General features: G+C 62.7%; 14 protein-coding genes. 13 read left to right on the forward strand and 1 reads right to left on the reverse strand.

The window, feature by feature from the left end; all coding sequences use genetic code 11:
* Positions 1 to 121 precede the first annotated feature (121 nt).
* Genes E0D86_RS17130 through E0D86_RS17190 form a run of 13 tightly spaced genes read left to right on the forward strand, consistent with a single transcriptional unit; the run spans position 122 to position 12,180 of the window.
* Complete coding sequence (locus E0D86_RS17130; RefSeq protein ID WP_131651243.1) at positions 122 to 2,119, forward strand: conjugal transfer protein TraG; 1,998 nt, start codon at positions 122 to 124, stop codon at positions 2,117 to 2,119.
* The gene (locus E0D86_RS17135) at positions 2,116 to 2,574 is read left to right on the forward strand and encodes a CopG family transcriptional regulator (RefSeq protein ID WP_131651244.1); all 459 of its coding nucleotides are present in this window, start codon (positions 2,116 to 2,118) and stop codon (positions 2,572 to 2,574) included. The genes E0D86_RS17130 and E0D86_RS17135 overlap by 4 nt, the downstream gene beginning before the upstream one ends.
* Complete coding sequence (gene trbB, locus E0D86_RS17140; protein WP_131651245.1) at positions 2,571 to 3,590, forward strand: P-type conjugative transfer ATPase TrbB; 1,020 nt, start codon at positions 2,571 to 2,573, stop codon at positions 3,588 to 3,590. Before E0D86_RS17135 ends, trbB begins: the two co-directional genes overlap by 4 nt.
* On the forward strand, positions 3,587 to 3,970 hold the full coding sequence (locus E0D86_RS17145; protein ID WP_131651246.1) for a TrbC/VirB2 family protein: 384 nt from the start codon (positions 3,587 to 3,589) through the stop codon (positions 3,968 to 3,970). Before trbB ends, E0D86_RS17145 begins: the two co-directional genes overlap by 4 nt.
* Entirely contained in the window at positions 3,967 to 4,236 is a 270-nt protein-coding gene (locus tag E0D86_RS17150) for a VirB3 family type IV secretion system protein (protein ID WP_131651247.1), read from the forward strand. Before E0D86_RS17145 ends, E0D86_RS17150 begins: the two co-directional genes overlap by 4 nt.
* A 16-nt stretch (positions 4,237 to 4,252) precedes the next feature.
* Positions 4,253 to 6,694, forward strand: a complete 2,442-nt coding sequence (gene trbE, locus E0D86_RS17155) for a conjugal transfer protein TrbE (protein WP_131651248.1) — start codon at positions 4,253 to 4,255, stop codon at positions 6,692 to 6,694.
* Positions 6,694 to 7,425 (forward strand): P-type conjugative transfer protein TrbJ, encoded by a 732-nt coding sequence (gene trbJ / locus E0D86_RS17160; RefSeq protein ID WP_131651249.1) that lies wholly within the window; start codon positions 6,694 to 6,696, stop codon positions 7,423 to 7,425. The genes trbE and trbJ overlap by 1 nt, the downstream gene beginning before the upstream one ends.
* Positions 7,426 to 7,436: 11 nt before the next feature.
* Positions 7,437 to 7,742: a hypothetical protein gene (locus E0D86_RS17165; RefSeq protein WP_131651250.1), complete on the forward strand. Its 306-nt coding sequence runs from the start codon at positions 7,437 to 7,439 to the stop codon at positions 7,740 to 7,742.
* Entirely contained in the window at positions 7,735 to 8,919 is a 1,185-nt protein-coding gene (gene trbL, locus E0D86_RS17170; RefSeq protein WP_131651251.1) for a P-type conjugative transfer protein TrbL, read from the forward strand. Before E0D86_RS17165 ends, trbL begins: the two co-directional genes overlap by 8 nt.
* A gap of 9 nt (positions 8,920 to 8,928) precedes the next feature.
* Entirely contained in the window at positions 8,929 to 9,633 is a 705-nt protein-coding gene (trbF, locus tag E0D86_RS17175; RefSeq protein WP_131651252.1) for a conjugal transfer protein TrbF, read from the forward strand.
* Positions 9,630 to 10,622 carry a P-type conjugative transfer protein TrbG gene (gene trbG, locus E0D86_RS17180; protein WP_131651253.1) on the forward strand — a complete coding sequence of 331 codons (993 nt, stop codon included), beginning with the start codon at positions 9,630 to 9,632 and terminating at the stop codon, positions 10,620 to 10,622. Before trbF ends, trbG begins: the two co-directional genes overlap by 4 nt.
* Before the next feature lie 2 nt (positions 10,623 to 10,624).
* A complete protein-coding gene (locus E0D86_RS17185) occupies positions 10,625 to 11,920 on the forward strand; it encodes a TrbI/VirB10 family protein (protein ID WP_131651254.1) in 1,296 nt (431 codons plus the stop codon).
* A complete protein-coding gene (locus E0D86_RS17190) occupies positions 11,917 to 12,180 on the forward strand; it encodes a DUF2274 domain-containing protein (protein ID WP_131651255.1) in 264 nt (87 codons plus the stop codon). Before E0D86_RS17185 ends, E0D86_RS17190 begins: the two co-directional genes overlap by 4 nt.
* Positions 12,181 to 12,274: 94 nt before the next feature.
* On the opposite strand, the gene E0D86_RS17195 is transcribed toward E0D86_RS17190, so the two are convergent.
* Positions 12,275 to 13,210, reverse strand: coding sequence for a LysR family transcriptional regulator (locus tag E0D86_RS17195; RefSeq protein ID WP_131651256.1), 936 nt, complete (start codon positions 13,208 to 13,210; stop codon positions 12,275 to 12,277).
* Positions 13,211 to 13,383 lie beyond the last annotated feature (173 nt).

The raw sequence follows: 13,383 nt of genomic DNA on the forward strand, positions 1-13,383 counted from the left end.
CATTGGTGCATTTTGGTCCATTGTTGTTCCGATAACGGTCTTTGACCGGCACCGGAACGGCACCGAAGCTTCCCCACGCAGCCAGCTCAAGCGTGCTGCACGCAAAAGGGGGAGCGCCGTCATGCTCGGTACCAACGTACTGTTCGGACAAATTGCCGTTGTGTTCGGTGTCGTGATCGCCGGGGTGTGGAGCGCGACGCAATGGACGGCTGCTGCGCTGGGCTATCAGCCTCGTTTGGGTTTGCCCTGGTTCGAGCTTTTCGAAACGCCGATCTATCACCCCTGGCGACTGTTTGACTGGTGGTTTTTTTTCGGTGCCTATGCGCCGGAGGTGTTCGACACCGGCGGTACGATCGCCGGTGCAAGCGGCATGGTCGCGGTGGGCGTCGCCATCGCCATGTCGATATGGCGCGCCCGTCAGTCGCGTCAGGTCACCACTTACGGCTCGGCGCGTTGGGCCGAACCTGAAGACATCCGTAAGGCGGGGCTCACCCGCCCGACCGGTGTGCTTCTCGGGCTGCACGACGACCATTACCTGCGTCATGAAGGCCCTGAGCATGTTCTTGCCTTTGCACCGACTCGCTCGGGCAAAGGGGTCGGTCTGGTTGTTCCTACCTTGCTGAGTTGGCCTGCCTCGGCGGTGATCCATGACATCAAGGGGGAGAACTGGAACCTGACCGCCGGTTGGCGCGCGCGGTTTTCGCACTGCCTGCTGTTCAATCCGACCGATTTGCTTTCGGCCGCCTATAACCCGCTGCTGGAGGTTCGCCGGGGTGCGCACGAGGTCCGCGATGTACAGAACATCGCCGATATTCTGGTCGACCCGGAAGGCGCGCTGGAGCGGCGCAATCATTGGGAGAAGACCTCCCATGCGCTGCTGGTCGGCGCTATCTTGCACGTGCTGTATGCCGGTGAGGACAAGACCTTACGTGGCGTCGCCAACTTCCTGAGCGACCCGCAATGCCCTTTCGAGGTGACGCTGCACCGGATGATGACGACGCGGCACTTGGGTGACGAGACCCACCCAGTGGTGGCGTCTGCTGCCCGTGAAGTGCTCAACAAGAGCGAGAACGAACGCTCGGGTGTGTTGAGCACCGCCATGTCGTTCCTAGGACTGTACCGCGATCCTACGGTGGCTCAGGTAACCTCACGCTGCGACTGGCGAATTGCCGATCTGATTGCTGCCGAACACCCGGTTTCGCTGTACCTGGTGGTGCCTCCTTCAGACATCAGCCGCACCAAGCCGCTGATCCGCCTGATCCTCAACCAGATCGGTCGACGCCTCACCGAATCGCTCGACGGCAGCGACGGTGTACAGCGGCGTCACACGCTGCTACTGATGCTCGATGAGTTCCCTGCGCTGGGCCGGCTGGATTTTTTCGAGTCGGCGCTGGCCTTCATGGCCGGCTACGGTTTGCGCGCCTTCCTGATCTCGCAGTCGCTCAACCAGATCGACAAGGCCTACGGGCAGAACCACTCGATCCTCGACAACTGCCATGTGCGCGTGACCTTCGCCACCAATGACGAGCGCACCGCCAAGCGCATTTCCGAGACGCTGGGTACCGCAACGGAGCTGCGTGCACAGCGCAACTACGCGGGCCATCGGCTGGCGCCATGGTTGGGGCATCTGATGGTCTCGCGTCAGGAAACGGCCCGGCCACTGCTGACGCCTGGCGAGGTGATGCAACTGCCACCGGACGAGGCCGTGGTGATGGTCGCCAGCGTCGCACCAATCAAGGCTCGAAAGCTGCGCTACTACAACGATGCCAACTTCAAACAGCGTGTGCTGCCTCCACCGGTCCTCGTGGCGGGGCGTTACGCCGACGTTCCGCCAGGGCGCGAAGACGACTGGACCAACCTGGCATCGCCCGTAGCCTCTGTGCCATCGGAAGGTGGCGACAGCCTAGCATTCGGCTTCGCCGATGAGGGCGGTCCGCGGCGACAGGCCGAACTGTCCGCACCCGTTACCTACGATCCCGAGCAGGTGCCTGTCGGAAACGATCTATCTCTGCTCGATGACGACGACGCGCCGCCCGTTCTGCCTCGCCAGTTTGATCCTGCCATGCAACGTGTTGCTCGGCAGGCTGCACTCGACCCCGACGACGGTATCCAGCTATGAGCCAGTACCGCCTCAACCTGTTCATTCAACCTGAACATGCTCGACGACTGGGCGAACTCGCCGCTAAGAAGGGTGTTTCCAAATCCTCCATCGTCGCCGCAGCGTTGGCATCCTGGCTGTCGCCCGAAGCCGGAGACCAGCGCGAGGCCGCCATCGCCAAGCGACTGGATCGCCTGTCCCGGCAGTTCGAGCGTCTCGAACGCGACCAGGCCATCGAGATCGAGACGCTGGCCTTGTTTGTGCGCTACTTCCTGACCGTCAGCACACCCGTGCCGGAGGCGCATCAAGAGGCAGCCAAAGCGCAGGGCAAGGCGCGCTTCGAGCGGTTCGTCGAGCAGCTCGGTCGCCACCTCTTGCGTGGCCGCAGTCTGGTGCGCGACGTGGTGGAGGAGCTCTACCCGGAGGGACGGCACTTGGATAGCGCGGCGGACGAAACACGGGAGCGAGGCCGATGAGTGCTGCTAGCCAGGCTGTCTCGCTGGACCGGCGTATCGCCATGCTTCGCACCGCGATGGGTCCGGTCATCGCAGCTGCCCTTGAAGACCCCGATGTCGTCGAGGTCATGCTCAACCCTGACCGGACGCTGTGGGTGGACCGGCTGTCGTCAGGGCGCGCGCCGCTCGGCGCGGAGCTCTCCGAAGCGGATGGCGAGCGCATCATCCGGTTGGTCGCCGCGCATGTCGGCGTGGAGGTGCATCGCGGCAAACCGCTGCTGAGCGCCGAGCTGCCGGAAACCGGCGAGCGCTTTGAGGGCATCTTGCCGCCCGCGGCACATGGTCCCGCCTTCGCGTTACGCAAGCGGGCCGTGGGCGTGATTCCACTGGAGCGTTACGTGACAGACGGGATGATGACCGCAGCCCAAGCCGCCTGGCTGCGCGAGATGGTGCGTGAACGGCAAAACATCCTGATCGCCGGCGGCACCAGTACCGGTAAAACCACGCTGGCCAATGCACTGCTCGCCGAGATTGCCTGCACTGGCGATCGGGTGCTGGTGCTTGAAGACACCATCGAACTGCAGTGTGCCGCCCGCGACCACGTACCGCTTCGCACCCGTGAAGGCGTGGTGTCCATGCGCGAACTGGTGCGCACGACGATGCGGCTGCGTCCCGACCGCGTGGTGGTGGGAGAGGTGCGCGGTGGGGAGGCGCTGGACCTCGTCAAGGTTTGGGGCACCGGTCATCCGGGCGGCATCGCTACCATCCATGCCAGCTCCGCTCAGGGCGCGCTGCTGCGATTGGAACAGTTGGTGCTGGAGGTCGCGGTAAATCCGCCTCGAGCGTTGATCGCCGAGGCGGTCAACGTGGTGATCGTCATCGCCGGGCGCGGCCGGCTTCGCCGAATCGAGAGCATCGCCTGCGTGGTCGGTTACGACGGCGCGGGTTATCACCTGGCGGATGCGCAGCACGCCTCTAATGCCGTCCCAAACGCTTCTGCTTCGTTACCCTCAACCACGCCTGGAGAACTGCCATGAAAGCCGCATATGCCCCTGTTTCCCGCCCGGTCGCCAACCTGAGGTTGGGCCTCACGCACTTGCGTCGCCTGGCTGCGTCTGTCCAGAGCGACCTGTTGCTAGCAGCCATCATGCTGACGACCGTCGGTACGGCGAGGGCGGCCGGCTCCTCGATGCCTTGGGAAGGTCCGCTCGAATCCATTCTCGAATCGATCCAGGGACCGGTCGCGCGCATCGTGGCGGTGATCATCATCATCGCCACAGGCCTCGCGCTGGCATTCGGTGACACCTCGGGTGGTTTCCGCAAGCTGATCCAGATTGTGTTCGGCCTGAGTATTGCCTTCGCCGCGTCGTCGTTTTTCCTGACGTTTTTCAGCTTCGCTGGCGGAGCGGTTGTATGAGCGCCGGAGTCGACTTGCCGGGCTTCGAGGTGCCGCTGCACCGAGCACTGACTGAGCCGATCCTGCTGGGTGGGGCGCCGCGGACCGTGGCCATTGCCAACGGCACGCTGGCGGCGGCCGTCGGGCTGGGTTTGCAGCTCTGGCTGCCGGGGTTGGTGCTGTGGCTGATTGGCCACTCGCTGGGGGTCTGGGGCGCGCGCGTCGATCCACAGTTCATGCAGGTGTTTGCCCGGCATCTCAAGCACAAGCCGCTGCTGGACGTGTGAAAGGGAGGGCGCTGCAATGCTAAATCTCACCGAATACCGTCAACGCCCAGCGCTGCTCGCCGACTGGCTGCCCTGGGCCGGGCTGGTGGCGCCCGGCGTCGTGCTGAACAAGGACGGTTCGTTCCAACGCACGGCACGCTTTCGCGGCCCTGATCTCGATAGCGCGACGCAGAGCGAGCTGGTCTCCACCACGGCGCGGCTGAACAACGCATTGCGCCGGCTCGGCACCGGCTGGGCGATGTTCGTCGAAGCCGAGCGTTGTCAGGCGGCAAGTTATCCGCACTCGGACTTCCCCGAGCCGTTGTCGTGGCTGGTGGACGAGGAGCGCCGCGCGGCGTTCGAAGAAGGTGGCAACCACTTCGAGAGCTGCTACCACCTCACGCTGCAGTACCTGCCTCCAGAAGAGTCGCGTGCCCGCGCCGCCAAGCTGATCTATGAAAACACCTCGACGGCCGGTGTGGACTGGCGCGAGCGTCTCACGGCTTTCATTGCCGAGACGGAGCGCATTTTCGACCTACTCGCAGGCGTGATGCCGCAAATCGGCTGGTTGGATGATGGTGAGACGCTGAGCTACCTGCATACGACCGTCTCGACGCGGCGTCATCGCGTCGGGGTTCCGGAGGTTCCGTTCCACCTCGACTTGCTGCTGACGGACGTACCATTACTAGGTGGCTTGGCGCCGATGCTGGGCGATGAGCACCTGCGTGTGACTACGCTGCGTGGGTTCCCGACCTCAACTTGGCCGGGGATCCTCGATGACCTCAACCGGCTGGGCTTTGCCTATCGCTGGAGTACACGCTTTGTTTGTCTCGACAAGGACGAGGCGGAAGGGGAGCTGGGCCGCCTGCGTCGCCAATGGTTTGCCAAACGCAAGAGCGTGCTGGCGCTGCTGCGCGAGACCCTGTTCCAGCAGGAGAGCCCATTGCTCAACACCGACGCCAGTAATAAAGCGGCAGATGCGGACGCTGCCCTCCAGGCGTTGGGCAGTGATCAGGTTGCCTTTGGCTACCTGACTTCCACCGTGACGGTGCTCGATGCAGACGCCGACCTGGCCGACGAGAAGCTTCGCAGGGTGGAGCGCGTCATCCAGGGACGAGGCTTCGTCACCATTGCAGAAAGCCTCAACTCAGTGGAAGCGTGGCTTTCGTCCATCCCGGGCAACGCCTACGCCAACGTGCGTCAGCCGGTTGTGTCGACGTTGAACCTCGCGCACCTGATGCCGTTGTCCGCCGTATGGGCCGGACCGGAGCGCAACGCCCACCTCGACGGGCCACCCCTGATCGTGACCCGTACCGAGGGTGCGACGCCATTCAGGCTGGTCACTCACGTGGGTGATGTCGGTCACACGCTGGTCGTCGGTCCGACCGGCATGGGCAAGTCGGTTTTACTCGCCACACTGGCGATGCAGTTCCGTCGCTACAAGGATTCACGGATTTTTGCCTTCGACATGGGGCGCTCGATGCGAGCGACCGTGCTGGGTCTGGGCGGCGAACACTACGACCTGGGCGGTAATGGCGCGATTGCCTTCCAACCGCTCGCACGTATCAACGAGGAGGGCAGTCGTAGTCGGGCCGCTGAGTGGGTCGAAGGGCGTCTGCTGCAAGAAGGAGTGGCCATAGGCCCCGATGAAAAGGTGGCTATCTGGTCGGCACTCGGCAGCCTCGCGGGGGCTCCTGTCGAACAGCGCACTCTCACCGGTCTGTCGCTGCTACTGCAGTCAAACACGCTACGCCAGGCGTTGGTGCCTTATGTGCTCGGTGGCGCGCACGGCAAGCTGCTCGATTCCGACCTCGACTACCTAAGTACGGCCGATGTGCAGTGCTTCGAAATGGAGGAACTGATGCCTAGCAAGGCCGCGGTTCTGGCCGTGCTGGGCTACCTGTTCGCGCGTCTGGAGGAGCGCTTCGATGGCGCGCCGACGCTGCTGATCCTCGATGAGTCCTGGCTGTTCCTCGACGACCCGATCTTCTCCGCGCGCATCCGCCAGTGGCTCAAGACCCTGCGCAAGAAGAATGTCAGCGTCATTTTCGCCACCCAGTCTCTGGCCGACATCAAGGATTCAAGCATCGCCCCGGCGATCATCGAGAGCTGTGCGAGCCGCATTTTTCTGCCCAATTCGCAGGCAACCGAGCCACAGATTCGCAGCATCTATGAAGGCTTCGGCCTAAATGCACGGCAGATCGAGATCGTCGCTAATGCTCAGCCCAAGCGCGATTACTACTACCAGTCCCGTGCAGGCAATCGCCTGTTCGACCTCGATCTTGGGCCGGTTGCGCTTGCGTTTGCCGGCGCCTCGTCGCCACAGGACCAGCAAGCAATCGATCAGATGCTTCGCGACGCCAGCCTGCCAGGGTTCGTCGGCGCCTGGCTGCGTCATCGTGGCCTCGGCTGGGCGGCTGACTTGCTGCCATCTGCACCTCCGCCGGCTGTTTCTACAGAACCGGAGGAGGACGCTTGATGAGCAAAGGCGTGCATTTCTGGTCCCTCGCTGTTGCATGGTCGTTGCTGACAGTGCAGCCAATTTCAGCCATGACGGTCATCGACCCCACCAACCTGGTGCAGAACACGCTGACAGCGGTTCGCACGCTGGAGCAGATCAATAACCAGGTCGAGCAGCTGCAGAACGAATCGCAAATGCTGGTCAATCAGGCACGCAACCTGGCGAGTCTCGATTACAACGTCCTCAGCCGTCTGCATGCGTCACTGGCGAAAAGCGAGCAGCTGATCGCAGAGGCACGAGGGTTGGCCTACGACGTGCAGAACCTCGACAGCGAATTTGCCCGGCTGTATCCGGAAGAGTACGCGACCACCATCAGCGGTGATCAGATGTACCGGGACGCGCATGAACATTGGACGTACGCGCTCGATGGGCTGCACACCGCCATGCGGTTACAGGCCCAGGTATCGGGCAACCTCGCCGACGACGAGAGGGATTTAGCCAATCTGGTGGGGCAGAGCCAGTCGGCCAACGGCGCGCTGCAGGCCATGCAGGCCACCAACCAACTGCTGGCGCTGCAGGCAAAACAGTCCATCCAGGCACAGCAGCTTCAGCTTACCCAGGACCGTGCCGCCTCTTTGGAGCTTGCTCGGCAGGCGGCAGCCACCGAGCGTGCCCGCGAAATCCGCCGCCGGTTCTTGGGCGACGGCACGCCGTATACACCCTTTCCCGTCCGTTTTTACGGGAACTGACGGAGATGGCCATGCGCTATGTTTTGGTGTTGTGGACCGGAGTGTTGGTCGCCTGCGACCAATACTGGGATGGGCTGGGAGGCGATCCAATTCGGCGCGAGACGCAGCACGCACTGCACATCGCTGTCGGCGGCGGGCCGAGTATGGCTACAGCCGAGGTGTATCGACACCGCTTTTTCAGCGGTAAGGGTGGCTCCGACGAATTCGGAACCCTAAGGCAACTGCCCGCGATTCCGCCGACATTCGATGGGCCCGTTGAGGCTTATCTCGATGAGAGCCGTAGGCCGCTTGCGCGTCAGGGGGTTGCCCATGAATGACGTCACGGTCATTGACCGGTTCCTCGATACGTTTTCCCGCTACATCGACTCGGGGTTCGGGCTGCTGCAAGGAGAAGTTGCCTACCTGACCGCCACGCTAGTGGCCATCGACATGACGATCGCCGGCCTGTACTGGGCGCTCGGTCATGCCTCAGGCCAGGGCGAGGATGTCATGGCGAAGCTGATCCGCAAGGTGCTCTACATCGGTGCCTTCGCCTACATCATTGGCAACTTCAACCGGCTGGCTGGCATCGTCTTTAACTCCTTTGCCGGGCTGGGTCTGACGGCAACCGGCTCGCTCAACATGGAGACCTTTCTCCAGCCAGGGCAGTTGGCGAAGGCGGGTATCGATGCCGGTGCGCCGATCCTCGAGCAGATCGGCAAACTGACCGGCTTCCCCGAAGTGTTCGTCAACCTCGAACCCATCGTTATCCTGTTTCTGGCCTACCTAGTGGTCATTGTCTGTTTCTTCACCTTGGCCGTGCAGCTGTTCATTACTCTGATCGAGTTCAAGCTGACCACGCTTGCCGGGTTCGTGCTGGTGCCGTTCGCGCTGTGGAACAAGACGGCGTTTCTCGCGGAGAAGGTGCTCGGCAATGTGGTGTCCTCGGGCGTCAAGGTCCTGGTGCTGGCCGTAATCGTCGGCATCGGCACAGGTCTGTTCGCTGAGTTCCAGTTACATCCCGATGACCCTTCCATTGATCACGCGCTGGTCGTAGTACTGGCGTCACTGGCGTTACTCGCTCTGGGAATTTTCGGCCCTGGCATCGCGACCGGGTTGATCTCCGGAGGACCACAATTAGGCGCTGGGGCCATGGCCGGCGCTGCCCTTGGCACAGCCGGGCTGGCGGCGGGCGTCGGCGCCGCAGCGACCGGTGTAGGCACCGCAGTTGCCGCCGGGGCGCGTATGGCGTCCGGCGCAAAACTCGCAGCAGGCGCGCGCTCGCTTGAAGGCCAGTTTGCAACAGCAGGCGGAGGATCAGCCGCAGGTCACGCGGCTGCACCGAGCAACACCGCAAACGCCTTCACCAATACCAAGGCGCAACCTGCCTGGGCCAGGCGCCTGCAGCAGCGTCAGCAAATCAGCCATGCCGCTGCCACCGTTGCGCACACGTTACGCGGCGGTGACGGCGGTGGCTCCGGCGGTGGGCCGAACCTGCGCGATGCAGATGGATAAGGGGGAGTCATGCGCTTCAAACGACCACGTGTGCGCTACGCCGAGACGCCGCAACCTGCTACGCCATATCAAGCCGCTGGGCAGGCTTGGGATGAGCGCATTGGCTCGGCGCGCGTACAGGCGAAAAACTGGCGCCTCATGGCCTTTGGTTGCCTATCGCTTGCCCTGCTGATGGCGTGTGGTTTGGTCTGGCGCTCGGCACAGTCCATCGTCACGCCCTATGTGGTGGAGGTCGCTACCAGCGGCGAGGTGCGGACGGTCGGCGAGGCCGCCACGCCCTACCGGCCATCCGATGCCCAGGTGGCCTACCACCTGGCGCGCTTCGTCACCCTGGTGCGCTCACTGTCGATTGACCCGATTGTCGTTCGGCAGAACTGGCTAGACGCATACAACTACACCACTGATCGCGGTGCCGCCGTGCTCAACGACTACGCACGCAACAAGGATCCGTTTGCCCTCGTCGGCAAGGAGTCTGTCACGGTGCAGGTGATCAGCGTAGTGCGGGCCAGCGATGCTTCATTCAACGTGCGCTGGACCGAGCAGCGCTTCGTCAACGGTGGGTCCGCCGGCACCGAACGCTGGAACGCAGTGATTTCCATTGTTCAGCAGACCCCGCGCACCGAACAACGTCTGCGCAAAAACCCGCTGGGTATTTACGTCAACGGGCTGTCTTGGAGCCGCGAACTGGATGCGTCTGAAGGAGCAAAGCCATGAACCTGTTCTGCCCCGCGGTTACGCTGTCGGCCATCGTACTGGCGTTGGCCGGTTGTGCGACCCAAGGCAAGCCGGCGCCGCGCATCTCGCTCGACGAGCCCGTGCAGGCGCAACCGCTGCCCGAGCCGCCGAAGCCCATCGCAGTCGTCGAGGTGCCGAAAGTGTTGCCGATGCCTGCGCAAATGAAGCCTCTATCGGGTGTCGCCAATAACCAGACCTCGCCGGACCCGGTCGATGAAAAGCGACGCGTCACCCAAGCGAACCGCGAGGCCCGAATGCCGCCTACTCGCGAGGGGTACATTGATGCCATACAAGTCTGGCCCTACAGCGAAGGGGCGCTATATCAGGTATATGCCGCGCCGGGGCGAGTCACGGTGATCGGGCTGCAGGAAGGAGAGGAGTTGGTGACGGTGGCCGCCGGCGATACCGTGCGCTGGATCGTCGGCGATACGTCCAGCGGTGCAGGCGACGCGTTGCGCGTCAGTGTGTTGGTCAAGCCAATACGCTCGAACCTGAAAACCAACCTGGTGATTACAACCAGCCGGCGGACCTACTTAATCGAACTGACCTCTACCGAGAAAGCCTGGATGGCCTCGGTTTCCTGGGATTACCCGAAAGATCAGATGCTGGCGCTGCAGCGCCAAGCACGGGCCGCACGGGTGAGCGCGCCAGTCGATACCGGTCTCTCACTGGAGCGGGTCCGCTTTCGCTATGCGATCAGCGGGAGCAACCCACCCTGGCAGCCGCTACGGGCCTTTGATGATGGCGAAAAGGTCTACATCCAGTTCCCTACCGGCATCGCTCAGGGTGAACTGCCGCCCATGTTTGTGATTGGCGCGCAGGGCGATGGGCAACTGGTCAACTATCGCTTCCGCTCGCCGTACTACATCGTCGACCGGCTTTTCGGTGCAGCTGAACTGCGCCTGGGGGCAGACAAGGGCGACGTGGTGCGTATCGAGCGTACCGACGGCCTGCCGCAAGGGCGATAATCATGAGCCAAGAAGACAATCCCGAGCGGTTGGCGCCACCGGTTGATAAGGTCCAGCCGGAAGCGGTAGCGTTGCGCGCTCAGCCACGGCCCGTCAAACGCTTGAGCCGGCGTACCCTGGCAGCGCTTGCCGGTGGACTCGCTGTCGCTGTGCTGGGTGCCACCATCTGGTCGCTGCGGCCGCTGGAGCGACGCGAACGTCACGGCCCGGCCGAGCTTTACAACGTCGATCGCGTCTCTCGCTCCGAGGGGCTCGAGAGTTTGCCGGCAGACTACTCTCAGCTACCGCCAACAGCATTGGCGCAGCCTCCTGAATTGGGGCCTCCGCTTCCGGGCGACCTCGGGCCAGCCATCTTGAAGTCCCAGCGGCCGGCGGCACCCATATACACGCCAGCCGGCCAGGATCCCGCCGAGGCCGAACGACTGGCTCGATTGAAAGAGGCCGATGAGGCGGCTGGCTCGTCGCTGTTTTTTCAAACCGACAGCCGGCATTCTGCTTCAACTGCAAACGCCTCGCCAGAGCGAACGGCGGAAGCGTCCATGCTGGCAGCCTTTGATCCGCTGGCGACGGTGTCGAGCTCGGAAGTGGCGCAGCCAACCGATCCGATGGCTGTGCAAAATCGACAGCAGCAGAAGGAACAGTTCCTGCGTCCGGAAACCATGGCGACACTCAACACAGGGGACCTGCAGCCACCGGCATCGCCTTATCAGGTTATGGCGGGCACGGTCATCGCCGGGGCGCTGGTGACCGGCATAAAGTCCGATCTTCCAGGCGACATCATCGGTGCCGTGACTGAGCCGGTCTACGACACGGCAACGGGTAAGCACCTACTCATCCCGCAGGGTTCGAGAATACTTGGGCGCTACAACAGCCAGGTCAGCTACGGGCAGAGCCGCGTGCAGGTGGTGTGGAATCGCATCATCCTGCCGGACACAAGTTCGCTGACGCTGGATAGTTTGATCGGCACCGACCAGGCCGGCTACGCCGGCCTGGAGGATGGGATCGACTGGCATTGGAATCGCGTCTTCGCAGGCGCTGCGTTGACCACGCTGCTGGGTATCGGCGCCGAGCTGGCAGCACCGGAAAACCGACAGGACGGAGACCGCGTCATCATCGCCGGTCGCGATGGCCTTCAAGACAGCGTCAATCAGGTGGGCCAGGAGATGACCCGGCGTAATATGAACATCCAGCCGACATTGACCGAACGACCAGGCTTGCCGGTGCGCATGATCGTTAACCGGGACTTAGTGCTGCGACCTTACCAACCCTTGTTCTTTAATAGTGGAGGATCACGATGAGCGCGACGCGCAAGCTTAGACTGGGGCCGCTGCCCAAGACTGAGAGCACCAAACTAACCTTTCTCTGCCCAGCAGGCCTTAAGGCCGATCTTGACCGTTACGCCTCGATGCACGTGGAGTCGTATGGCGAGCCGGTCGACGTGGTAACCCTCATCCCGTACATGTTGGAGGCCTTCATGGCGGGGGACCGCGGATTCAAACGTGAGGCAAACCGCTCTAGATCCACGCAGGTTTCTACGCTGAGCGCTCAGAGCACTTGAAGCCCCGCCGTTGCGGAAAGCACCAGCGGAGCTTGAGGTTGTAGCTGCATCAATCCTAGCGAGTGCCCACTGGACTCGTGGCTCAGGTCCGTACTTATGCGTCCAGAGTGCGCAAGCCTGTCGGTTGGTGGCCGGAATGATCATCCATACCGCAGGCAACCCGTGCCACTCGGTCGATAAAACGATCCAATGGTGCTGACGGCTCGCTATTGCGGCGGACCAAGTAGGTGGTCAGCTTGCTCTGGCCCGCCAGGGGACGGGTGGCGATGTCCAGATTGTTGAGCTCTGAAATTCGCGGCAGGCTGGAGAACCCCAGACCGTAACCGGCGGCTACCAACGCGATCATCAGATCGAGGGTTGGGACACGCTCCGCGATGGTCAGTCTGGACGCAATAGGCCGCAGTACGAGCTGTAGCTGCTGCCAGAACCCTTCGCAGACTTGAGGCTCGCAGAGCACCAATGGGTGCCCGGCGAGTTCCTCCAGCGGAATCTCCCGGTGGGCGAGCAATTGGTGGCGTGCTGGCAGGGTAACGACAAGCGGGTCATGCCATATGGGCACGGCCAGCAGCCCGTCAGCCTGGTATGTGGTTTGCGACAGACCTACATCGAACAGATCGTCCAGCAGGCCTCTGGTCTGCATCGCAGACGGTACTTCACGCAGGAAAATTTCGATGTCGGGGTCTTCCTCCCGGCACAGCGCGAGCAGCGACGCCAGCCGCGATTGCGGGACGCCGTCGGACAGGGCAATGCGTAACTGACCTCGGTAACCCGAGGCGGCGCCTTTCACGCTCGCTTTGGCCTGTTCTACGACTGCAATGACACGCCGGGCTTCCTGCAACAGGACCGTGCCGGCCCAGGTGAGACGAGTTCGGCGTGTTGTGCGCTCGAACAGCTGCACACCCAAGCGGTACTCCAGGTCCTTGATGGTCCGCGACAAGGGTGATTGCTCCATATGCAAACGTTCGGCAGCCCGTGCGAAATGCAGCTCCTCGGCGACGGCCACAAAACAGCGAAGATGACGAAGCTCCAACTTGCACCTCCGGCTAGGTCAATGGTTGGTTTTAGGTTGGACGGTGTGTAGTGGTCTACTGATTCCGGACACCCATTTAGGGCGAGAATGCTCGCCATAGAGAGGTGTCTGATGACCAAGCAACGTCGTTCCTTTACGCCCGAGTTCAAACGAGAGGCCGCCTGCCTGGTGCT

This window comes from Pseudomonas sp. IC_126 (genome assembly GCF_004331835.1).
In the GTDB taxonomy this organism is placed as follows: Bacteria; Pseudomonadota; Gammaproteobacteria; order Pseudomonadales; family Pseudomonadaceae; genus Stutzerimonas.